Origin of the sequence: Leifsonia sp. ALI-44-B (assembly GCF_001984125.1) — a bacterium.
In the GTDB taxonomy this organism is placed as follows: domain Bacteria; phylum Actinomycetota; class Actinomycetes; order Actinomycetales; family Microbacteriaceae; genus Okibacterium.
In genome coordinates, this window is the sequence record NZ_MTQL01000005.1 from 68145 (window position 1) to 90341 (window position 22197).

Sequence of the window (22197 nt, forward strand, 5' to 3'; positions counted from 1 at the left end):
GGACCTTCGTCGTACCACCAGCCCGGGAAGGCTAGGAAGTGTCTTAATCATAGCCAGAAGTACGTCTATACGCATACCTATGCCCGAAAAAGGGCATTTCGGCGTGGCCCCAGATCGCGGGGCCGGCGCTGCGCCGAAGGGCCGTGGAACGGCACCGCAGGATGGCCGCTCGCGGGCTGTTCCGTCTCGGGTGGGCTCTTATGCTCTCTCGGCCGGTGGGCGCTGCTCAGGGCAGTACGCGGCCGTTCGCGCATGGGACGGTTTGGCCGCGCGGCTCTCGGAGCTGTTGGAGTGGTCTGAGTCCTCCGAGGGGAAGGCCACGATGGACGCTCACGGTCACATCAGCGTGCGCCGTTTTATGGCTGTCGCTCAGGCTGAGGGAGAGACCGCCGACGCCCGGACAAGGCGCGAGGTAACAACGTCGCACGAGACGGCCGCGCTGCGGGCGACGGAGATTCTGGGCCGGCGTGTGTCGCGTGGTGTGGCCATCAGAGCGCGTCGTGTGATGGAGGCCGCGGGCTTCTCTGTGACGGCCGCTGAGGGGCTGTTACCTGTTCGCTCACGAGCGCCAGGAGGCGCAGGAAGCGCACGGCCAGGTGCAGCGGCGAGCGGCTTCGGTGCGGGCGCTCACGCACCCGACGAAGCGTCGACGTTTCTTGCCTGTGGATGAGATTGAACACCTAACCCGTAGGGGTGGGGTTAACACCCTCTCTCGTTAATAGAAACTCACCAACGCACGCGCAAGCGCGCGCAGGCCGCTTCGCGGCCGAGGCATTCGAGGAAGAGTGATCGACGCCGAGCGAATGTGCACCAGTCCGGTCGTGGTTATCGAACTAGCACCTTGCGGTTGGCTTCGGCGTCGACCGGGTTGCCGTTCCTGTCGAGCTGGCGCGGCGTTGTCGGTAACGGGAGCGTATGCGGATCGTTCCGGACGCACGTCGCGGACACTACGCCCGCTACTGATCCCCACACTAAATGATTCTCTGCAATGGGTGGTGGCTCGGCAAAGTGACATAGTCACCCAATCGAGGCGTCGTCACAAAGCGCAGCTGATGGCTTGAGAAGCTTCCGCCCCGTTCACGCGTTCCCTCGCGCTCGACCGTGAAGATGACGGGCACGGTTACGGTGGACTCGCTCAAGACTCCATGCCCGCAGAGGCGGCCTGTTCTTGGATCTCACGACTGGACTTTTGCCGTCGTTGCCGCGACCGCTTCTCAGTGTCAGAAAACCCTATCTTGCGCAGCTCGTCGGGTGTCCATCCCGCTGCGAGTGCTGCACCAAACACGCGTGCATACTCACGTTCTGCTTCCGCTGCACGTTCCCGCACATCGGTCACGTTCTGGTTCGATTCCGCGAGCACTCGAACCGCTTCGATCTTGCTGTCTTGCAGCGCTCGTGCGCGTTCAATTGCTTCTTCCGCCGTTGGATTCTTCGCCATTTCATTTCCCCTCATCGTGGCTCCGTGAATCATCTGTCGATGTTTCATCCCCTCGTCCCAGTTTCGCAACTCGCGGTCGATCGAACAAGGTTCGATCTCTACTCGCAATCTCCCGTTCGTAAGATGGTCCGGGCTTTAAGCTGCGGAGCAAGCTAGGCAGTTAGCTGTGCTAAATGTGCTTGATCCTCGACACAGGGTCGAGGATGGGCGACACTTGAGGTGTCGGGTTCCCGCATTGGGCGGGATCGTTGCACTGGGCCGAAAGGAGCTGCTGATGAGCGAAGAGCATGCGTCACCGCGAATGCTTGACCGTAAGCGTCGTGCGAACGCTCCCGGTGGCCGTCGTCACTTCCACCAGGTGAAGGTGACGGCTGAGGAGGAGGGTCAGCTTCTGTTGCTCGCGGCCGAGCGGAAAGTAACCGTTCCGCGTCTTTTGGTCGAGTCCGCTTTGGCCGATCAGGGCGAAACGTCTACGGATCGCCGCGAGTTGCTGGCGGGTTTGTTTCACGCGCGCCGGTTGCTGTCGTCGATCGCCAATAACGTCAACCAGATCGCTCGCGCGTCGAACGCTGGCGAGCCTGTCGGCGGCGAGTTGGCACACACTCTGAGTGCGGTGAACTTGCAGTGCCAGCGCATCGATAACCTTCTTGACCGGTTGGCTGTCGGCTGATGATGCCGAACATCACGCGCGGCGGGCGCATGGCGGGCCTGATGGTCTACCTGGCGGGCGGCGGGCGTGCGAATGAGCACACCGATCAGCACGTCATCGCAGGCCATGACGCTGTCATGCACGCGGCGAGCTTCGGTCCGCTGACCACCGACTCGGCGCTGGACTTGGCGAACGTGATGGAGCAGCCGTCGAAGGTTTTCGGCACCGAGATTTTGACTCCGAGCAAGCTCTACGACCCTGACACCGGCGAGCACGTTCGAACAGACATGGTCGACGGTCATGTGTGGCATGCGTCACTCTCGATCAAAGCTGATGAGGGCAAACTGTCGGACGCTCAGTGGTCAAAGATCGCCAATCACTTCGTTGAGGGCATGGGGTTCGTTGACCCCGACGGTGCGAAGTCGAACCGGTGGGTTGCCGTCCGTCACGGAAGCTCCAAAGCGGGCAACGATCACATCCACATTGCCGTGAACCTCGTGCGCGAGGACGGCACCAAAGCGAACGTGTGGCAGGACTACCATCGGTCGCAGAAACTCGCCCACGAGCTGGAAAAGAAGTACGGCCTCGACGTGCTGCAGTCCCGCGAGCAAGGCGCCGGCCTGTCGGCCGACAAGCCCGCCGAGCAGCGCCGCGCGGCCGTGTCTGAGAATGAAGTCACGGCGCGCGATGAGCTGCGCCGCCGCCTCCGATCAGCCGTCGCCAACTCGACCGACGAAGCATCATTCATCGACGCCGCGAAGAAGAACCGCGTGCTGGTTCGTCCCCGGTTCGCGAAAGACGACACCTCACAGGTTGTCGGTTACTCCGCCGCCCTGCCGGTCGACAGCGCGGCCAGCGCATCGGCCAACCCCATTTGGTACGCACCGTCGAAGCTTGACCGCACGTTAGGGCTCACACGACTCCGCGCCTCATGGGGAGCCGACGACGTAACACCCGACGCACTGCAGAGCTGGACCACCACACAGCGTGAGCTCCGCGAACGCCGCGCAGAGGTGCCCAAGGCCATCCGCCGCGAGGCCATTCTCACGGCCCAGCTGAACCGCCTCGAGCAGCACGGCGAGCAGCTGCACGCAGACACCGCACCCCGCGTCGACCCGGCCCAACTGCCCGAGGTCGCGGCAGCCGTCGAGCTGTCGCGCCTGTACGCACAAACGTCTGTCGCAATGGAGGCCGGGAAGCCCGGGCCGATCCAAGACGCGAGCGATATCTACGCCCGTGCAGCTCAACAGAAGGGCATCCCCGCGCAAGCCGCGTCCGCGAACCTCGCCTACCAAGCACGCCTCATTCAGCGCGCCACCGGCAGAGACTCACGCACCGGATGGGTGGCGGTCTTCCGTCAGCTCGAGCGGGTCGGTAAGAGCGTTGAGAACGCCTACCGGGCGCGCGGCGACCTCGCCATGGCCACGGCCATGCGCGACCGATCGGTGGCCGCTTTGAGCGTCGCCGAGAAGCGGTGGACCGAGATCCAAGCGAAGACCGCCACCGCGGCCGCCGCTTCGCCGACTCCAACACAGAAACCGACACAGATCCCGGAACACCTACAGGCACGCATCGACCACAGCGCCCCCAGCCGGGACGCTGGCACCGAGATCGAACGCTAGAAACGATGAGAGGGGAACATCATGGAAGAGGAAGAAATCGGTCAGGAGTTCGACCGGGTTATCCGTGCGGGGATGATGGCCACAAGCAACGTCACCGACGCGATCGCGCGCCGCTCCGCTGAACAGGCCCGCGTGCAGCGTGAAGCCGCCATGACCGAAGCGCGCGCCGCCGACGTCGCCGTAAAACGTGCCGAGCAGCTGACACGCGAAGCCGCCCACGATAGCCGGGCAATGGAGCTGGCGAACATCCGCGCAACCCAGGCCACCGAAGGGGAGAAGAACCGCCTCACCCGCGAGGCCCTGCAGGTCGCGGATCGCAGCATCGGCCGCGACGAATGGTGGAAGAACGCCACCCCCGCCCGCATCGCCGACACCGTCTCCCTCGCCGCTGAGACGGCGGACAGAAGCCCGGTCGCTGTGAGCGTCTACGAACGTATGGGCGCCCGCATCAATGACCTGTACGGCGTCGACGTCGACCAGGTGCGCGCCGCCGCCGGCCCCCAGGAAGCGAACCGACACAGCGCCCTGACGAACGCCGTCGACGACGCTCTCGCCCGGCGCCGCGAAGAAGCCGAAGCAGCCAACGCACGCACCGAGGTTGCCGAGGCCACCAAGGCCGCGGATGCCGCCGAGCTCATGAACAAGAACAGCGTCTACGGCCAGTACGCGGATCGCGACTGGCTCGACCGTGCAAGCGCCGACGAGCTGGCTCACGCCTACGGTGTGACGGCCGGCCCTGCCGAACATGACCAGGTGGCGTTTGTAGCCAACGGCCGCATCGAAGATGCTCTGCACGCCCGGTTCGGTGTTGTCGAAGTGATCGACAAAGACGGCACCCCTGAGGGCATCGAGGCGGAAACGTCTCGTCTCATCACCGCGGCCGCCGCGGACCGCGACAACACGGACCGCGAGTACGACGGCGGCGAACACCAGGTGCACGCTCAAGCTGCCGGCATTCGCGCTGAGCGCCACGAGGATGCAGCAGCCGAGAACGGCATGTCTGAGGCCGCCAACCGCGCTAAAGCGGCCGCTACGGGCCCTCAGACGGCCGCTGCGCGTCAGGTCAGCCAGAGCTTCCCTGATACCGCGCAAGACGCGATCGGGAAGGCACGACGCCCGGGCGCACCGAAGGCTCGCATCGACCGCGGGCCGAGCAAGCAGCGCGGCGCCGAGCACGTCATCGAACGGTAGCCGCTAGGGCGCCACGCGCACACGTAAAGAGGGAGGGCCGGCATCTGCCGGCCCTCCCTCTTCGTTGTGATGCGTCTAGCTCTTTGAGCTGTCGCCGCGGACGTACTCGATCCTGCCGGCCTCACGGTCCGCCGGTTCAGCTGGCCACACTGCCGGCGGTTCGCCCGTGTAGTCCATTGAGGATCGCACCTGCCAGAACGGGCCGTTCTCTGCCGTGATGACGCGCATGTGGCTCTCGAGGTGATCGCGCCAGAAAACCGACATCCCGAGCGCCCCTTCCAGCCGCAGGAACTCCCACGCCCGCCACAGGGCCTCAAAGCGGCTCAGCACCTCCGGGTACAACCACCACCTCTTGTCCCAATACTCGGCCTCGCGGCGCCAGTGCGGCAACAGCCACTCGTCGACCCACTCGTAGACATCCGCGAACACCAACTCGGGCGCTTCCGCCTCCGCCAGCGCCTCAGGAGTTTGCTCCGGTTCGGCCAGGCTTTCGCCGGCAACGTCGTCGTCCTCGTACTCGCTCACGACACCCCTCCCGCCGACATACGCACGGCCTTCTTCTCGTAATAGTCCTGGCTCTGCATCACCAGTTCGCCGTAGTCCTTCTCGCCCCAGTGGGTGAGCTTGATCAGCGCAGCAGGCATGCCCGACGCCATCAGGATGGCGCGGCCGTCAGGGAGCGCCGCTAGGTCGGAGGTTTCAAAGATCCGCTCCCGCTGAACGCTTGTCGTCACCGATCGCCCGTTCTTCTGAGCCGACGAGGACCGTTTCACGACGTCGTGGTCACCGATGAGCGACGAGGCGAAAGGAAGGAATTCCTTCTCCGAGAGTCCTTTACCGATCGCGCGAATGTTCGCGGCCGACCACAGCTTTTGCATCCCGTTTTCGCCGTAGGCTTCGACGCCCTGGGACCAGGACTGGAAGAACGACGAGATGATGATGCCGCGGGAGCCGTAGTGGCTGTAGACGTCGGGGAGGTCTTTCCAGCGGCACACGTTCGCTGCTTCATCGAGAACGGCCATCAGCGGCGTTGTGAGGCGTCCGCCGAGCTGCCGTGAACCGATACGTTCCGCAGCGGTCAAGACCGCCATGGTGAGCGCCCCGGTGATCGCGCGAGCCGAACCGTCGCCTTCCTTCGAGATCCCGTAGAGGGTGCTGGTGGAGGTCACGAACTTTTCGGGGTTGAAGTGCGGCCGCGTCGTACCGTCGTCGACGATCCAAGGCAACACCTTCTCGTTGCCCAGCACGGTGATCCACGTGCGCAAGTTGTCGTAGACACCCTCGCGCTGCTTATCGGGCAGCTGCTTCGTGCGGTCCAGTGCACGTGCCTGCGACTCGTACCCGTGCGTTCTCAGGATGTAGACCGGCGTCAACTCGGGCGCCACCTTCTCGTCTTTCGGATTATTCGCCCACTCGAACACATCCGTGATGGGACGGCCGGCGACCGCGGCCGCGAGGAACAACCGAGTCAGCGTCTCTTTCGCGGCGCCCTTGAAGTAAGCATCCTGGGTCGCGCCGGCCTCCGTCGACGAGGTGATGAAGATATCGGTGAGCTTCGCCGCCGACTCGTAGTCGACGACGAACGAGAGCGGATTCCACCACCAGGTCGGCGGTTCGCCGATGATGTTCTGCACGTCGTGGACGTACACGTTGCCCTTCATCGACCGGGGCCCGCGGGTGAGGTCCACGATGTCGCGTTTGTTCGACGTCGTGGTGACAGGGCCAGCGGTTTCGAGGATCTGCGGCACGCATACGCACGACGTTTTACCGGCGCGCGGGCCCATCAGCCAGATCTGCACCCACTCGTATGACGCCCGCAGCGGCTTGCCCGTCCCGACCTGCGCTCCCAGCGGCGACCCCAGGCCCGTGTGCTCGGCCTTCAGTCGTTTGACGTCCTTCGCTGCACCCTTCGGCAGCAGGCCCCTCAGATGGCGGGTCTGAGCCATCGAGCGAGCCTTGTAGTCAACGGGGCTGGCGTCGCCGGTGTCGCCACGTTGCCGGATCGCCCCAACGACGATGCCCGCCGCGAGAACGGCGAGCACGAGGCTAGCGACAACCAGAACGATGATCTGCAACGGTTCGGGTGCGAGCTTCCCGCTGAGCACCCCGCCGACGACAACGAAGGGGTTCGACGATCCGAGATCCCCGACCTTCGAGTTCAGCATTGCCGTGCCCCAGATCAGGAGGGCGACGACGAACAGCAGTGCGATCACCGCGAGCATGAAGAGGGCAGGGCCCTCATTCGTCCCCGGCTGCGCGCGGCGGTGCGCCTCGCGGGGGCTCATGCGAGTACCTCCCGAACGCCCGAGGTTTCCTCGGTCGTCGGCGCGTCGACGGGCGCGACGTCCAGCTCTGCAGCGTCAGTCACGGCGCGGAGCGTGTTCCGGTGCACACGTTCGGCTTCGCCGGCCCACGCCTTGTTGGTGTCGTTCACCTCGAGCTCGGCGGACGTGAGTTGCAGTTGGAACGGGATGCCGGGCTTTTTGCCGACCTTTAATAGGAACTTTCCGCGGCCGGGAGGGGCGGATGCCTGGGAGGTGTCGGGGTTGATGCCGCCCTCCGATGACCAGTCGGTGATCATTGAGCGCTCGGCGGAGCTCATCGCAAACACGTCGTTCAGGTTTCCCATTTCGCGCTCGGCGAGACCGCCGAGGAACACCATCGCGGAGCGTTCGACGAATCCCCACGCCATCTTCGTTAGGTGCGGGGATGCCAGCTCGAGGTCGTTCATTGTGTGGGTGATCATGACCTGGCTGATACCGCGTTGGCGGTTCAGGCGGGTGAGGGAGTCGAGGAAGTAGACCATGACGTCGGATGCCCGCAGCATCCGCCACAGCTCGTCCATCACTAGGAAGTAGTGGCGTCGTTTCCGTAGCCCTGCTTCGGCGAGGTGCTTTTCTGCGGACACGACGGCGCTGCCGTAGGACCAGCAGACGGACTGCACGGCCGCCTGCAGCTGCAGGTCGGCCTCATCGATCGCGGACAGGTCGAACACCATCGGGGTGCCGACGTCGATGTGTTCCGTGGTCTGGCGGGAGAAGATGTCGCCGAACGGGCCGTCCTCGCCCAGGGCGGTGAGTCCGTCGATCAGCTTCTCTACTCGGCTGGAGTAGCGGCTTGCGTCGCCCTGGTCTTGGGCGAGGCCGGCGAGGCGCGGGTGACGGCTTCGGATGAGTTCGGTGAGGTCGTGGATGACAGGCATGTCGTCATGTTCGGTGTCAAGGATCTGCAGGGCGGCCGAGACGATGGACTGTTCGAACGGTTCCAGCTCACCATTTCGAACCAGCTGCAGCAGCCCGGTCACCATCGTGTGCCGGCGGCCGCGCATCTCGTCGACCGCTTCACGGCGTTTGCCGTCGTCTGCGATCTCCTGCAGTCGCGGCAACAGCGGGCCGAGATCCAAGGGGTTGAGGGCGTGGCCACCACGCCGCGGCGTGATGATCTGCCCCTTCATCGCGCGAATGAGATCCACGTAGTCCGGCTTGGTGTCGGAGAGGATCATCGGAACGATGCCCCACGCCTGCAGCATCGCGATCATCCGTCGGATGAGCGTCGATTTACCGAGGCCCGGGCGCCCGAGGACGAACGCTGACGGCTGCGAAATCAGGTTGGAGAGGAACCAGTACACGGGATCTGCGCACACCGTTGTGCCGTTCAGCAGGTGCCGGCCAAGCGGCACACCGACCACCGGTGACCCGGAGCCGGCGATGAAGGGCCACAGCCCGCACACCTGCACGGTTGTGCCCTGAGCTTCCGGGAGCGGTTCAATCCAGCTGACGCGGCCGACGGCCTTGCCGCGCCACCCGCGGCGCCCAGGCCGGTTCTGCGCTTCGCCACGGTCGGCCGCTGCGCGGTCAAGCCATCCTTTGACCCCGGCGGTGCGGGGGTCGCGGGGTTGGGCGCGTCGCGCGTCGCGTTCCATGCGTCGAGCCTCACGCTTCGTCAGACGGAGGGTGAGGCCCCATTCCATCGACGGCACCGGGTTGTTCTGTGTCGTGCGAGAGCGTTTCGCCATGATCAGATCCAGTTCCGTGTGTTGTCGGAGATAGCCATGTGCAGCGGCAGAACGACACCGAGCGGGAGGCCCGCTTGGAACGTCACCGCCTGGTTCGCCAGCGCCGGGCGGAGTCGGAGCTTGGCGGGGTTGCCGAGTGCCGGGATGATCTTGTCGAGGCGCGGGAACTCCGAGGACCGGTCGCAGGTGACGGTGATGATCATGCCGAACCGGACGAGGCCGGCGCCCTGAGCTTCCTCTTTCGCGGTCTGGACGGCGTACGCGAGGCGCTGCTTCTGGCGGGCGCTGATGCGCTGCTTCTGCGAGCCGGCGAACGTGGCGTTGTTGATGTCGGCCTCCGCGACGCCCGTCGTCTTGTCGGCCGGAATCGGCCGATACAGCAACGTCACGCGCTTACGCAGGAGACCCTTGGTGGGCTCGAGCGCGCGTTTGAGGGAGTTGGAGTAGAACATGCCGCGGGGGCCTTCGAACATCTGCCACGACTTCGACACGGCGCGGTCGTGGAAATACAGGTCGACCTGGTCGCTTGCGAAGCTCGGGCCGGCGTCCTGCCACGTCAGGCCGGTGCCGCCTTCGGCGCGGGCCTGTTCGATGAGGTTCGCCACGGTCGGGTCGTAGGCGCTGCGGGTGAAGTCCACGATGTCTTGTGCCGTGCATGCGCGAACGCTCGTCCCTGCGCCGGTTTCGTAGAGCCCGGACAGCAGCACCGGGATGCGGTTCCCGATCTCATCCGCCATCGTCGTCAGGCCGCGGTCGCTGCCTTCTTTGTCGACGCCGCGACCGGAGAACGTGATCGAGAGGCGGGTTGTGAACTGGGGTGATTCACCGTTCAGCTCTTTGGTGATGCTGCCGGCGACGGCCGTCGCGAAATCGGACGCTTCGGGTGACACGTTTTGCGTCACCATCCGCTCGAGGCGGAGCCCCGAGTCCGGCGCGGTTTCGACGGTCACGGATGCGCCAATGATGCCGTCCTCGATGCCGAGCTGCGCCAGCCAGGAACCCCAGTGGGAGATTTGGGCGTCGATGCGGCTTTTGTCCACCAGGGCGTCGCCGTCCGGGTAGGCCTCGAACACGATTGTGTAGTGGCGTGCCGCTTCCAGCCGGATGAGCCCGAACGGGTTTCCGTAGGAGTCGGTGTGCTCGCTCAGCTCGCTCGGGGTCAACAGGCCCGGGAGGCGGTATTTGCCGTCCGGTGCGCGGCCGGCGGGACCATTGATGGCCAGATGGTTTCCGGAGCGTTCCTTGACCTTCTGAGCGGTGCGGAGGGCTGCACGCTGGTAGATGTCTCTGCCCTGGCGTTTCGTTGCGACCATGAGCAGGGCACCCACGACGCCGGCGACGGCGAAGATTAGAGCGAGGATGTATTGCCGCTGAATTAGCATGAAAACGATCAGCAGGATGAAGGGCACACCCGCGAGTGACACGCCCATCGACAGGCCCAGGATGCCCTGTCGGCCCGGCTTGATGATGTTGCCGTAGACGCCCGGTTGGACAGATTCGGTGGAACTCATTTCGACTCCTCAGATGCGTCATCGATAGCTGATTGAGACTGCGCGCCACCGGCCGCAGCCATATCTCCTACGGCGCGAGCGGTATCGCCGCCCCCGCGCCCGTGTCGAGCGCCGCCGGCCGCTTGCCCGCTATCCGCTGAGCTGTTGCCGCCGTTCGACGAGGATGCGCCGCCCGCAGCGCCTGCGCCGGTGTCGCCACTTCCGCCGGCGGGTTGCCCGCCCGCTTGTGAGCCTGCGGCCGCCTGGCCACCGCTCCCGGCCGTCGACGCGGCTTGCGCGCCACTGACAGCGCTTCCGCCGGCAGCTGCACCACCACTTCCTGCAGCGGCGCTCCCGCTGCCCATCGCGGCGCCGCCGGATGCTCCGCCGGCCGCTGATGCACCACCTGCAGCAGCGCCAGCACCAGCTGTCGCACCCATCGTCACGATGGCCGCGCCGCCCGCGACCACCGCGGCGCCGGCAGCTGCACCGGAGAACGCAGCAGAGCTACCCTGAGCCGCAACAGGCACGATGAACTTGATCAGTGCCGGGAGACAGAGGAACGCAATCGTGATGATCATGACCGCAACGGCGCTCTGATAGAGCGCCTTTCCGATGTCGTCGACCTGGAACGCGGGAGGGTTTTTGACCATCAGGAACCCGAGAGCGTAGATGACTGCCGCGACGGGCTTAAAGAGAACGAAGGCCAGCAAGTAGCCGCTGGCCTTCTTGAACGCCTGAGAGCCAGCCTCGGACCCAGACGATGCCGCAAGGATCGGCAGGAACGCAAACAGAATCGTGATCATCGCCCCCCGGAGCACCATAAAGACGACGTTGGCGAGCGAAGCGAGGAACCCGACCAGGGCGATAAGCATTGCTGGGCCGATGCCGGTCGTCATGATTGTGGACGCGCTCAGCATCCCCGAGAGGGTCATTTCCTGACCCGTCGCCTTCTCAATAATCCACGGCGCAAACGCGTCCGACGCCTTGATCAGAGCAGTAAAACCGACCGAGTATGCGCCCGTCACCAGAATGAGGTTGAAGATCATCTTGACCGCGGGGAGCCCAGAACTCAGCTCGTTCGTCTGCGCCATCCGCAGGAGCGCGAGCAGGATACCGACAACGGCGAAAGCGTAGGTGTACCAGCCAAGTCCGTCAGTAATCGTTCGAATCGCGTCGTTCTCGACCGAGGGTGAGGGCAGCGCTATCCAGAATGTCGAGATCGCCGTCAGGGTGTTTTCCATGCCCTCCGCGAGCGAGTTCACGAAGCCCTCCGCGAGGGCGGTCCCACCCGCGCCAATCGCCCCGCCCACGGCATCTTTGGCACCCTCTACGAGGCATGCCGGGTCGAGGACTGGGCAGTCCACGCTAGCCATACGTCACACCCCACGGTGTGAAGTTAGCGATCGACGTGACCTCGTTCGTAACCGACGTCGGGTCGCCCTTACTTGCGTCGACTTTCCAGTCGCCCGCGGCGGCATCCCAGACAAGGAACACCCGCACCATACGTTCGAGCTCGCCGTAGCGCATTCCAATCTGCACCGTCGCTTCTGTCCCGCCATATGCTTCGAAGCGGAAGCCGGCAATTGCGGGTGCCTCACCCGGCGCGATCGTGACATCGCCCTGTTCGGTGCGCTTACCGATCCACTGTTCTCTGCCGCTATTGGCGACAACGCCGGCCGCGGCGACGGCCTCATAATCGTTCCAACCGAGCCCGATTGTGAAGTAGGAAGCAGCGAAGAGAGCGCCAGCGGGCGTATGGGCGAAACAGGACCACACGGCGCCGTCCTGAGAATTAGGGCCAATAGTCGTTGACGTCGGCAGTTTCAGCGGCCCATAGTCCACCCACTCGGCGTCAGGCGCCGCGGTGGGGATCTGTTGGTCGCTGTCGTCGAGGTCGCATTCGCCGCCGGCTAGCTCGGTTGGCTTCGTGCTCGAGCTGGGTTCCTCGGGCAGTGCCGATGAGCTGTTGCCCGGTTCGGGCAGCGCGTCGTTGTTGTTATTGGCTGCGCCCGGGCCGATGACGAGGATCCACACCAGGGCGGCCGCGATGACGAGCACCAGGCCGCCGGAGATGAACCACCACTTGTTGAAGGGGTTCTTGCTTTCGGAAGTGTCTGACATCGCAGCCTCCTAGCTGGTTATGCGTGGGTTAGACGAAGAAGCGCATGATTGCGCCGGCGCCGGTCGCGAGGATGCAGACGATGATGGCGATGACGAGGCCCTTGAAGCCGTTGATCTCGCGGCCGGTGAAGCTGGCGAAGGCGAGGTATCCGGCGGAGATCAGGAAGCCGGCCATGCCCATGATGATGACGATCCAGCTAAGCCAGTTCAGGAGCGTCGTGATGCCTTCGGTTCCCGGGGGCTGTTCCGGGGTCGGGTCCGGCAGCGTGGTCATAAGCGTCATGGCGACGTCTGTCATGGTCATCGGTCTGTTCCTTTCTTAGGTTCCCCGGCGAATGCGCGGATCTGTTGCAGCGTCCGACGTACCCGCAGCGGCGACGCGGCTTGCGTGGCCGGGGCGAGACGCCAGGTTTCAACCCACGGGATATGCCATCCGTGGGGAGTCATTCGAGCGAGACGGCTCACGGCCGCGCGCTGTTCATTGGCGAGCTTCGGGCCGTCATCGATGAGGACGAGCCCGATCAGCCGTGAACCGGGGAGTTGCCCGCCCGCCCACAGCCTGGCGAAGCGGGTCGCTTCGGCGAGGCCGCGGTGATGCGTGCGGGCCACGGCCAGCACCGGCAGCTCCGGTAGGGGGCGTTCCCATCCGGTCGCAAGCGGCCAGGATGTGCCGACGTCGAGGGCGTCGGAGCCAAGTAGGTCAGCAATCGTCGTGGCGCCCGCGCCACCGTGCACGCCCATCACGCAGAGCGACGGCCGTGCCGTTGTCTCTGACGTGCGCCAGCTGCCGTCACCTGACGTATCTACCGGCGGTGCTAGCTCGGGTGACGCGGGGCCGGGAAGGCTGAGCGAGCCTCCCAGCACGGGGTCAGCTGCCAGTACGTCGGGCGTCTCGGGCGCGGATTCGGGCTCGGGAATGAATGGATTTGCCACGAACGGATTGCTCTTCGGCATACTTCCCCCACTTCATCGACTTATGCGTCGCAATCAGCGTATCAGTTGACACAGACTATGTATACGATAGAGTTGCAGAACGATCCTGGGGTGAGGGGGAGAGAATGGCGCAACGCAGAGCGCTCTGTCTGGTGCTTCTCATCGGTGCAATCCCCCTGCTAACCGGCTGCCTTTCGGGTGGCGAAACCCCTTCCCCATCACGCAGTCAAGCAGTAACCACCGACGGCCCCCGAATTGGGGGCAAGTCATCGGAGGACCACGACAAAGAAGTACGTCTCGCGGACGCTGCAATGCGCGCTTTTGTTGCACATGACCGGGGTTATGACGAGTGGTGGGCTGATCTCACCCAGTACCTCGGTGAGGACGCCCGAGAGGCTTACGCCTACACCGATCCGGCCAATGTGCCCGCCTCGGAGGTAACCGGGCGGAGCCTTCTCTCAGGCGTCCAAGAGGGCATGCTCACCGTTCTGGTGCCGACTGACATCGGCTCTTACTCCGTCGAGCTCGTGCGCGAGCAGACCGGCGGCCCGTGGGTTATCCACCGGCTGCGGCCACCAGAGGACACCCAATGAAACAGGCCATAGCTGGCGCTGCCGCGCTCGTGCTCCTTATCCCGCTCCTGGTGGTCCTGTTCCTGTCGGGTGACACTTCGTGCACGCCACGCACGGCGCCGGGGACCGGCGGGACCGCCGTCGTCATCGATCCGGTGTCGTTGCCGGTGCAGAAGGTCGACAACTGGAACGCAACGCAGCTGACTAACGCCGCCTACATCATGAAGGCGGCCGCCGATATGGGTATGCCGGCGAAAGCGCAGACCATTGGCGTCATGACCGCCATCGGCGAATCCAGCCTGAACGTCATGGACCGCGGCGACGCCACCGGCCCTGACTCCCGCGGCCTGTTCCAGCAGCGCGCCAACGGCTCCTGGGGCAGCTACGAAGATCGCATGGACCCATACCGTTCGGCGTCGAGCTTCTTCACAGTGCTCGCCACTGTCGACGGGTGGGAAAACCTCGAGCCCACGATCGCGGCCCACCGGGTACAGCGAAACGCTGACCCCGAGCACTACGCGAAATTCTGGGAACCGGCGACGAAGATCACCGCCGCTCTCGCCGGCATGCCGCTCCCCGAAGGTGGCTCCCAGGGATGCGTCGCCGTCGACGCATCCGGATGGACCAGCCCGCTGGATCTCGCCTCGCCCGGGCTGATGATCGCGGACTTCTACGGCGCCCGCCCAGCCGACGTCATCGGCTACGCCTACAAGCACAACGGCGTCGACCTCTCGACCCCTGTCGGCACGAAGATCCACGCGGCCGCCGCCGGCACCGTCACGAAGGTGGTCACCGACCAGGGATTCTCCAAAAGCGGCCTCGGCAACCTCATCATCGTCTCCCACGGCGGCGGGATCTCCACCCGCTATCACCACATCAAAGACGAAGGAGTCCTCGTCGCGGTCGGCGACCGTGTGGAGGCCGGCGACGTCATCGCGCTCTCCGGCAACTCGGGCACATCGACCGGGCCACACCTCCACTACACCGTCTACGTCGGCGGCGACACGAAAGAAGCGAACGCCGTCGACCCGATCACGTTCATGCAAGACCGAAACATCAACTTCTGCACCCTCCCCATTTGGTCCGGCCACAGTGTCGCGTCGACCTGCTGAAACGAAGTGAAACCACGATGACCGAATTCGACCCCACAGCCGTCCCGGCGTTCCCCGTCGCCCGCATCCAGCTGACCGCCTACGGCACCGCGACCGTGAACGGCACCCCCGTTCCGGTAACCGGTTCGGGAAGCCCAACCGAGGATGCCGTGATCGTCGTCGCGGATCTCGCCCGCCAAGAAGGCCTCGACGCCATTCGCGCTCAGGCCGTCACCCCTGACGGGGAACACCTCATGGTCGTGACCTCTGACGGTCACGTGTACGACATCACCCCGGCTGCAGAACCCGAGAAGAAGGGGCGCCGGAAAGGCATCCTCATAGGCGCCGCAACGCTCGGCGTTCTCGCGCTCGTCGGTGCTGGCACGGCCGTCGCGGTGAACGTGACCGAGCAGCCGGCGCCGGTGGCGTCGTCGACGCCGTACAAGCCGCCCGGGGCGGGTGTGCAGCTGCCGGTACTGGCCCCTCCCGGCTACTCGCAGATCGCGGACTACGCGATCCCGCTCAGTAAGTCCTCGGAGCCCCGGGCGCTCCCTGACGGCCGTATCGCCGTCACCGGCACCAAGCTGCAGCTCATCGACCCCGACACCGGCAAAATCGTGTGGACCGCCGATAGCGCAGGCCCGAAAGGCACCGACGTGCATTACAGCGTCGTCGGCGGGAAACCGGTCCTCGCGTCCGCATCGAACCGGTCCCTGGATCTCTGGCCGCTCTACCTCGACGACACAACCGACGTGCCGTCGACAAGCTTCGAGCTGAACACCAAAGCCGACGTGTCCTACCTCGGATCATCGCCCCTTGTGTCGCTCCCCAGTCAGACCGTCGGGTTCGTGACCGCCGACGGCATCAAGACGAGAGATCTCCCCGTGACCGCTACGGCCGTGTTCGCGGCCGACGACACGGTAACGGCGATCGACTCGAAAACGTGGTGGAGCGTTCCTCTCGAGGGGAAACCCGAACCCCACCCGCTCCCGAAGCCTGACGGCGCCCAGAGCATCGTCCTGGCATCCGCCGCGGACGACACGCACCTCATCGTCGTGTGGGACACCGACGACGACCAGGTGGCGACGCTCGTGGATCTCGAATCAAACACCCCCGTGGCCACAGCCCCCGTCGACGACGGTGCCGTGCGCGATCGTGACGAACCGATCCGCGCGCAGGGCAACGCGACCCTCACCCTCGGCCGCATCTTCATCGACTACGGCAAACGCCCCGTGATCGTGGATCTCGGAAAGCTCGTCCCCTCATCCGTCGACGGGAACACCGTCTACGGCACGCAGGACCGCGACGCCGTCGTCGGCACCGTGAACGCTGCAGGAGTTGCGACGCGCCCCTTCACCGATGAAGAGCTGCCGGAAGATCCAGCACTCCCCCTCATCGCCACGACAGACCGCGTGTGGGTCATGGCCACGAAGCTTGACCAGCGTCTTTTGTATGCACTGCCCCTGACAGAAGGAGATACCGAATGATCATCGTGACCATCAACCAGGACGGGACCGGCAGTGTTGCACTCCCGGGAGAAATGGTGCCGATCGCCCGCTCCAGCGCGGACGAAGCCCGCACGAGCGCTGTCGAAGTGCTAACGAAATACGCCGCTTACACCGGCCGGAACGTTGAGGTCGAAACTCGCGAAGGCGACCAGCTGCAATACCTCCGCGTCTACTCAGACGGCCGCGTGGAACCGATCGACGCACCGAACCCACTCGCCGCTCACGCGGCGCCGGCGACGGCACCGGTCCAAGCGCCGGACACGACGCCGACGAAGCTCCCGCCTGTCCCGCCGCTCCCCCAGCAGCCCGCGCAGCGGATCGAGTTCCCGCCGGCCATGCCGGCGCCCTCGACCGCCTACACGCCGCAGCCGCAGTTGCAGCCGTCTACGTCGACGCCGCCCCAGAGCTACCCGCCGATCGATGAGACGACACAGATCCGCCCCACCGCCGCACAGCGCCAGAGTGCTCAGCCCGCGGGCGACGCTCCGCAGACGCGACGCGAGGCGCGCGGGTCGTTCCTCACCGACCAAACACCGGCAGAAGAGCCGGCAACCCAGGGATGGCGCGGCTTCGCGACTCGTCTCGGCATTCGCCTCGCCCCCAGTGACCAGGAGCGCAATGAACGTCACGATGTGCACGCCGTCAGCCAGCACTGGCCGGGCCCCCGCACTATTGCGATCGTGAACGCCAAGGGCGGCGCGAACGAAACCCCGACGACCGTTCTGCTGTCGTCGGTCTTTGCCCGCTTCGGTGGCGCCGGCGTGCTCGCGTGGGATAACAACCACACTCGCGGCACGCTCGGCTGGCGTACCGAGCAGGGCCCGCACGAGCAGACCCTTCACGAGCTGCTGCCGGACGCGAACCGGTTGCTTGGCCCGGATGCGCAAGCCGCGGATCTCGCCCGCTATGTGCACCACCAGACCCGTGACCAGTTCGACGTCCTCCGTGGGAAGCCGACCGTTCTGCAGCAGGGCGAACGTATCGGCCCCGGCGACGTCGATCAGATCCACGCGGTGGCCACGAAGTTCTACCGCCTCGTCATCATCGACTCCGGTAACGACGAGACAGACCCTGTCTGGCTCCGCATGATCGACAAAGCCGATCACCTCGTGCTCGCCAGCACCACCGGGGAGGACCGCGCCGAGGTTGGTGCCCTGTTGCTCGAGAAGCTCGCTGAGCGTGACGAGCGCACCCGCCAGCTCGCCAACAACAGCGTCGTCATCATCAGCGAAGCGAACGATAAGGCGCCGGGTGAGAAGGCGCAGAAGATCGCTGATGGGTTCCGTTCGCTCACCCGGGAAACCGTCACAATCCCTTACGATCCCGCGATGGTTCAGGGGCTCCTGCGATACGGTTCCTTGAAGCCCGCAACGCAGCGAGCGTGGCTCTCCGCAGCCGCAGCCGTTGCCAGAGGGCTCTAACCCCTCCCCCAGAAAGTACCCGCTGTGACCCCAACCAGTCCCCCAAATAGAGACACTGCACTCGTCAAAGTGTTGACGAGTGTTCCCGGCCGCCTCGCGATCATCGACTACATGCGGTCGACAACCGATGGCGCTTACTTCAGCGAAATCGCCGAAGGCGCCGGCATCCCCGAAGGCAGCATCAGCAGCCACCTACGGCCCCTCGAGGAATACGGCGCCATTGAAGGAGACATCCCTCAGAACAAGCGCCACGGCCGATCAGTGAAGTACCGCGTGAACCTCGAGCGCATCAAGGAAGCATTCGACAACACACGAGATCAATTCATCGCATAACAGAGCACAAGCGGCACCACCCGAAGGTGCCCGCCACATGCTCCGCGCTTATAGGGCGGCACCTAACCGGTGCCGCCCTACTTCGTTAAGCCTCACCCTGTGGATTTATCAAGTGTCCTACGGCCAACCCGCAACGATTAGACTATGTTTAATAGTTGAGGCCCGCGAGTTGGAAATCCTGGATGTGGGGCAGGATTGACCCATGCCGCGCCTCACGCACCCTCCCCACATGCCAAAAAAGGTGGTGGAAGCGATTGAGGTCTTGGGCAACAGGGCGCGTACGGAGATCCTGCACATGCTCGGTCGGAACGACGGGCTCACTGTTCCTGAGATCGCCGAGAGACTCGACCTTTCTCGAGTTAGCGCTCACGCGCACCTTCAAGCTCTCGAACGGGCAGGTCTCGTTTCCACTGATGTGCCGCTCGAACAACGCCGGGGCCGTCTTCTGCACTGGCACGTTGACCCTGCCGCAGTTGCCCAGCTCGCTGCTGTCTGGGCCAAATACGCCTCCGGCGAGGAAAACTAACACCCGAACGTTGACCTGCGGTTGTGTTTCTGTGCCCAGGCTTAAGAGCGACACACCGTCCTTAATCGCGGCCGTGAATGCATACAAACGCCACGATGGGCACATGAGCGCAATCGCCGGACGCCAGCGTCGTCAAGAAAATGCACCCACCGTGCTTCTTCAAGCACGTGTAGCTCCCGAGATTCGCGAAGAGGTACAGGCCGCGGCCGCCGCCAGCGGTGTGTCTATTGCCTACTACCTCGAGAACATGCTTCGAGCGCAGATCTCCGAGAACGGCGCGCTGCCGCTCGTCGCGCTCCCCCGACCCAAGAACGTGGAGCTGCCTATACCAGCCGCTTAACGAGAAAGCCCCCGCACAAGGCGGGGGCTGAAGCTCTGTGCCTGATCTGGCCGTGTCGCCAAACTCTTCCAGATCAAGCAATTTGTTCCGAATGAAGACCGGTTGAGGAACCGGGGCTTCTTCGTACCTACACGGGAGGAACCGAGGAGGTGACCCCATCGTAACCCAGATCGACGTTTTTGGCATCCAAAAACACGACGACACGCCCACTGGCGTGTCCCCAGAACAGTGGACCCCCTGGGGCCTCACCCGTGCGCTCTCTCCGCGCGGCCGCGTCCGCATCGCGGATCAGCTCGGCCCAGACGGGTATCTGAACGACTACACAGCGACAATCCCCCTGACCGCGGATGAGCCGTCGACGCCGTGGGCGATGCCGCTCACGGACCCGCGCGGGTTCTTCCACTACATCTGCTTCGACCTCGACCCAGGCCACGGCAACGCCGTCTATGACGCCGGCCGCCTCGCTCACTGGCTCGATGAGCTCAACATCAACTACCTGGTAGCGCGTTCCGGGCCGACCGGCGGCCGTCACGTTTGGCTGTCCCTGCAGGACGGCGCCTCCGCTGGCATCGTGGCCACAATCGGCCACCTTGCTTCGCAGCTGTTGCCCTCTCTGGACATCACGCCGCTGAAGAACGCCGCGACCGGTTCCGTGCGGCCCCCTGGCGCCCCTCACCGACGCTCTGGGCGCTCTGAGCCTGTCGGCTCGATCGCCCCGTTGCTCGCGCACAGCGTCACCGTCGACCAGCTGCAGCTGCTCCAAGACTTTCTCATCGACACCGGCGCCACACTCACAGTCGCACCGGTCACCGCAATCCGAGGCGTCGCCCACGACGACGCCGGCTACCCGCACCTCGTCGGCCCCAAGCGCGCCGTCTCACCCCGCATCCGCGACCTCCTCGACCAGGCCCCGGCCGACGACACCTCCGTAACCCAGGCCGCGGTACTCGCCGGCTGCGCCCGCGCTCGGTGGCGATTCGCCGACGTGTTCGCGATGCTGCACGTCTCCCCCGCGCTCGAGCACGCACGTACCCGGCGCACGTTCCGCGGCCGCGTTGCCCGCAGCGCCGAGGAATCACGCCGAGTGCTTGAACGCGCCTGGCAACGCGCCGTCGAATTCGTGGCCACGAACCCCGTAAACGGCGCCGGCGCCGACACCGAGTTCCACGCGCGCGCGATCGCCACGTCAGCCGCCATCGCCCGCGTACAGAGCGCCGCTGACGCCACACCCGGACGGTGGGGGCTGACCGGCCCCTCGACCGCTCAGAGAGCCACCAGAGGCCGCTACGCGGAACGCGCCGTATTAGACGCCCTGTGCCTATTCATCGCCCAGTCGGCATCCGAGGTCATCGAAGCCGACCAGCGGCGCCTCTCCCAGGTCACGGGGTATTCGCACGAGGCTTGCCGCCTCGCCCTCCACGCGCTCCGCACGCCATCAACGGATGACCCGGAGTCCGCCTGGATCGTGTTGGTCGACCAGGCCGAGGGCGCCCACGGGGCCCGCTACCGACTCTCCAAAAAGTTCTCCACAGGGGAGGACAGCCCTAAGTTGCCACAAGCGGTGACGCACCCCAGCCAGAGCCCGGCCGCTGACCAACGCGACTGGTGGATTAACAAGCTCTCCGCCCGCCTACAAGATCTCGCTCACGACGTCTTCTCCGCTCCAAGAAGCCTGGGACGTAAAGCAGGACTCACCTACAGTCAGCTCTCCCCCGGAAATGTGCTCACCGTGGACACGCTCACTGCTGAGACAAATTTGAGCGCGTCGAGAATCCGAAAATCACTCTCCCGCCTGCACGCACACGGCCTCGTCGACCGGCATCCCGAAGGATGGTCACGCGTCGCCGACGTCGACCGCGACCAGGTTGCCGCGCAGCTCGGCGTTGACGGGTATCTCGCCGGCCGTGCCGCCCGCCACGACCTCGAGCGCGCGGTGTGGGCATGGTGGTTGGCCGACGTCACCTGGATGTCGAAGGCGCGGAAGAAACGTCGAGGGCGCCGCTCGAGCACAGGAGTGCCCTTGTTCGTTCAGAACGACCGCCCCGACTACCCCGCATACCCGCGCCGCAACGGGCGCGGCCACTACGGCGACGCCCTCGCACTCGTGGCCGCCGGCGCTCTCGAACGAGCCAATAAGGCGGCGTAAGACCCTTACTTCAATGGTCCGTGCTGGGCGAAGCTTCGTCGTGAACGTGCCGAGCGGCACGTGACGCGTGCACAGACCCTATTCCGAGCGCCAACAGCGTTGCAGTTAGAGACAGGCCAAGGGCCACCACATAGGCGACCGGAAACAGTTGCAACGGAACAGTCAGCACTCCGACTCCGACGGCAACGAACAAATATGGAGCCATCACAGCTCGAGCTGCAACGTGACCTATGTGCCAAGCCTCGTCGCTTCTTAACAGCGACGGTAAGCGGATGCCTGCGACATGACTCCTCGGGGCGCCGTTCGCAATCTGAGTGACGATCATCCAGATCACCAGATTCACGAGGATGAGCAGCACCGCGCACCCGAGCGCAGCAAACCAGCCAGGGCTCGTCATCTCTCACTCACCTCGACTCGAATTCTAGCGAGCAGTCGTCACCAACGGGACGACGCCGGCGACGGTCCCGTTATCGGCGCCGCATGCCACGTGAGTTCACTGAGCGTCTAGCTGCTGATCGTCATCAGCGGGACAACGCCCGCAATGATCGCGCTGATGAGCAAGCACCAGCCGGCCACCAGCACCATGCCGACCAAGAACAGCAGGGATCGCCAATCGCGGCGGCGCCGGTAGATCCACGTCGACGCGGCGACCATGACGAACCCGAACAGCGGTATCACCGCTTGTGCACACAATTGCATTGCTTCACTCCCCCAGTGAAAGACGGACGGTCCGACGCGACCCGCTCGCCTACCTGCCCGGGGAACGATACAGCAGCACCAGCAGGACTCAGATTCGAC

21 protein-coding genes are annotated in these 22197 nt (G+C 64.9%); 11 read left to right on the top strand and 10 right to left on the bottom strand.

Going from position 1 to position 22197, the window contains the following annotated elements:
- Positions 1-1135 precede the first annotated feature (1135 nt).
- The gene (locus ALI44B_RS15730) at positions 1136-1438 is read right to left on the bottom strand and encodes a hypothetical protein (RefSeq protein ID WP_143458879.1); all 303 of its coding nucleotides are present in this window, start codon (positions 1436-1438) and stop codon (positions 1136-1138) included.
- A gap of 274 nt (positions 1439-1712) precedes the next feature.
- Here ALI44B_RS15730 and mobC point away from each other — a divergent pair, with 274 nt between their 5' ends.
- From mobC to ALI44B_RS00930, 3 genes are read left to right on the top strand one after another with little or no spacing between them, the layout of a single operon-like run.
- On the top strand, positions 1713-2108 hold the full coding sequence (gene mobC, locus ALI44B_RS00920; protein ID WP_077052923.1) for a plasmid mobilization relaxosome protein MobC: 396 nt from the start codon (positions 1713-1715) through the stop codon (positions 2106-2108).
- On the top strand, positions 2108-3709 hold the full coding sequence (locus ALI44B_RS00925; RefSeq protein WP_077052924.1) for a relaxase/mobilization nuclease domain-containing protein: 1602 nt from the start codon (positions 2108-2110) through the stop codon (positions 3707-3709). Before mobC ends, ALI44B_RS00925 begins: the two co-directional genes overlap by 1 nt.
- Positions 3710-3730: 21 nt before the next feature.
- Complete coding sequence (locus ALI44B_RS00930; RefSeq protein WP_077052925.1) at positions 3731-4900, top strand: hypothetical protein; 1170 nt, start codon at positions 3731-3733, stop codon at positions 4898-4900.
- A gap of 75 nt (positions 4901-4975) precedes the next feature.
- On the opposite strand, the gene ALI44B_RS00935 is transcribed toward ALI44B_RS00930, so the two are convergent.
- The 8 genes from ALI44B_RS00935 to ALI44B_RS00970 form a co-directional block, all read right to left on the bottom strand.
- Entirely contained in the window at positions 4976-5425 is a 450-nt protein-coding gene (locus tag ALI44B_RS00935; RefSeq protein ID WP_238591943.1) for a DUF4913 domain-containing protein, read from the bottom strand.
- A complete protein-coding gene (locus ALI44B_RS00940; RefSeq protein WP_077052926.1) occupies positions 5422-7185 on the bottom strand; it encodes a type IV secretory system conjugative DNA transfer family protein in 1764 nt (587 codons plus the stop codon). The genes ALI44B_RS00935 and ALI44B_RS00940 overlap by 4 nt, the downstream gene beginning before the upstream one ends.
- On the bottom strand, positions 7182-8915 hold the full coding sequence (locus ALI44B_RS00945; RefSeq protein WP_077052927.1) for a putative type IV secretion/conjugal transfer ATPase: 1734 nt from the start codon (positions 8913-8915) through the stop codon (positions 7182-7184). Before ALI44B_RS00945 ends, ALI44B_RS00940 begins: the two co-directional genes overlap by 4 nt.
- A 2-nt stretch (positions 8916-8917) precedes the next feature.
- Entirely contained in the window at positions 8918-10426 is a 1509-nt protein-coding gene (locus ALI44B_RS00950; protein WP_077052928.1) for an SCO6880 family protein, read from the bottom strand.
- Positions 10423-11670 (bottom strand): hypothetical protein, encoded by a 1248-nt coding sequence (locus tag ALI44B_RS00955; RefSeq protein WP_143458881.1) that lies wholly within the window; start codon positions 11668-11670, stop codon positions 10423-10425. The genes ALI44B_RS00950 and ALI44B_RS00955 overlap by 4 nt, the downstream gene beginning before the upstream one ends.
- A 103-nt stretch (positions 11671-11773) precedes the next feature.
- Positions 11774-12529 (bottom strand): DUF8175 domain-containg protein, encoded by a 756-nt coding sequence (locus ALI44B_RS00960; protein WP_077052930.1) that lies wholly within the window; start codon positions 12527-12529, stop codon positions 11774-11776.
- A 28-nt stretch (positions 12530-12557) separates the two neighbouring features.
- A complete protein-coding gene (locus tag ALI44B_RS00965; RefSeq protein WP_077052931.1) occupies positions 12558-12833 on the bottom strand; it encodes a hypothetical protein in 276 nt (91 codons plus the stop codon).
- On the bottom strand, positions 12830-13483 hold the full coding sequence (locus ALI44B_RS00970; protein ID WP_143458883.1) for a DUF6668 family protein: 654 nt from the start codon (positions 13481-13483) through the stop codon (positions 12830-12832). Before ALI44B_RS00970 ends, ALI44B_RS00965 begins: the two co-directional genes overlap by 4 nt.
- Before the next feature lie 104 nt (positions 13484-13587).
- Between ALI44B_RS00970 and ALI44B_RS15735 the strand changes: the two genes are divergently transcribed.
- From ALI44B_RS15735 to ALI44B_RS01010, 8 genes are all read left to right on the top strand, one after another.
- A complete protein-coding gene (locus ALI44B_RS15735) occupies positions 13588-14055 on the top strand; it encodes a hypothetical protein (protein WP_143458885.1) in 468 nt (155 codons plus the stop codon).
- Positions 14052-15146, top strand: coding sequence for a M23 family metallopeptidase (locus ALI44B_RS00980; RefSeq protein ID WP_077052934.1), 1095 nt, complete (start codon positions 14052-14054; stop codon positions 15144-15146). The genes ALI44B_RS15735 and ALI44B_RS00980 overlap by 4 nt, the downstream gene beginning before the upstream one ends.
- 17 nt (positions 15147-15163) lie before the next feature.
- Entirely contained in the window at positions 15164-16612 is a 1449-nt protein-coding gene (locus ALI44B_RS00985; RefSeq protein ID WP_077052935.1) for a hypothetical protein, read from the top strand.
- Positions 16609-18054: a MinD/ParA family ATP-binding protein gene (locus ALI44B_RS15740; protein ID WP_077052936.1), complete on the top strand. Its 1446-nt coding sequence runs from the start codon at positions 16609-16611 to the stop codon at positions 18052-18054. Before ALI44B_RS00985 ends, ALI44B_RS15740 begins: the two co-directional genes overlap by 4 nt.
- Positions 18055-18123: 69 nt before the next feature.
- Positions 18124-18387: an ArsR/SmtB family transcription factor gene (locus ALI44B_RS00995; RefSeq protein WP_179100183.1), complete on the top strand. Its 264-nt coding sequence runs from the start codon at positions 18124-18126 to the stop codon at positions 18385-18387.
- 229 nt (positions 18388-18616) lie between these two features.
- Positions 18617-18913 carry an ArsR/SmtB family transcription factor gene (locus ALI44B_RS01000; RefSeq protein ID WP_179100184.1) on the top strand — a complete coding sequence of 99 codons (297 nt, stop codon included), beginning with the start codon at positions 18617-18619 and terminating at the stop codon, positions 18911-18913.
- 103 nt (positions 18914-19016) lie between these two features.
- Positions 19017-19253 carry a hypothetical protein gene (locus ALI44B_RS01005; protein ID WP_143458887.1) on the top strand — a complete coding sequence of 79 codons (237 nt, stop codon included), beginning with the start codon at positions 19017-19019 and terminating at the stop codon, positions 19251-19253.
- A gap of 214 nt (positions 19254-19467) precedes the next feature.
- Complete coding sequence (locus ALI44B_RS01010; protein ID WP_143458889.1) at positions 19468-21399, top strand: hypothetical protein; 1932 nt, start codon at positions 19468-19470, stop codon at positions 21397-21399.
- 504 nt (positions 21400-21903) lie between these two features.
- Here ALI44B_RS01010 and ALI44B_RS01020 read toward each other — a convergent pair.
- On the bottom strand, positions 21904-22098 hold the full coding sequence (locus ALI44B_RS01020) for a hypothetical protein (protein WP_077052942.1): 195 nt from the start codon (positions 22096-22098) through the stop codon (positions 21904-21906).
- Between the last annotated feature and the right edge of the window lie 99 nt (positions 22099-22197).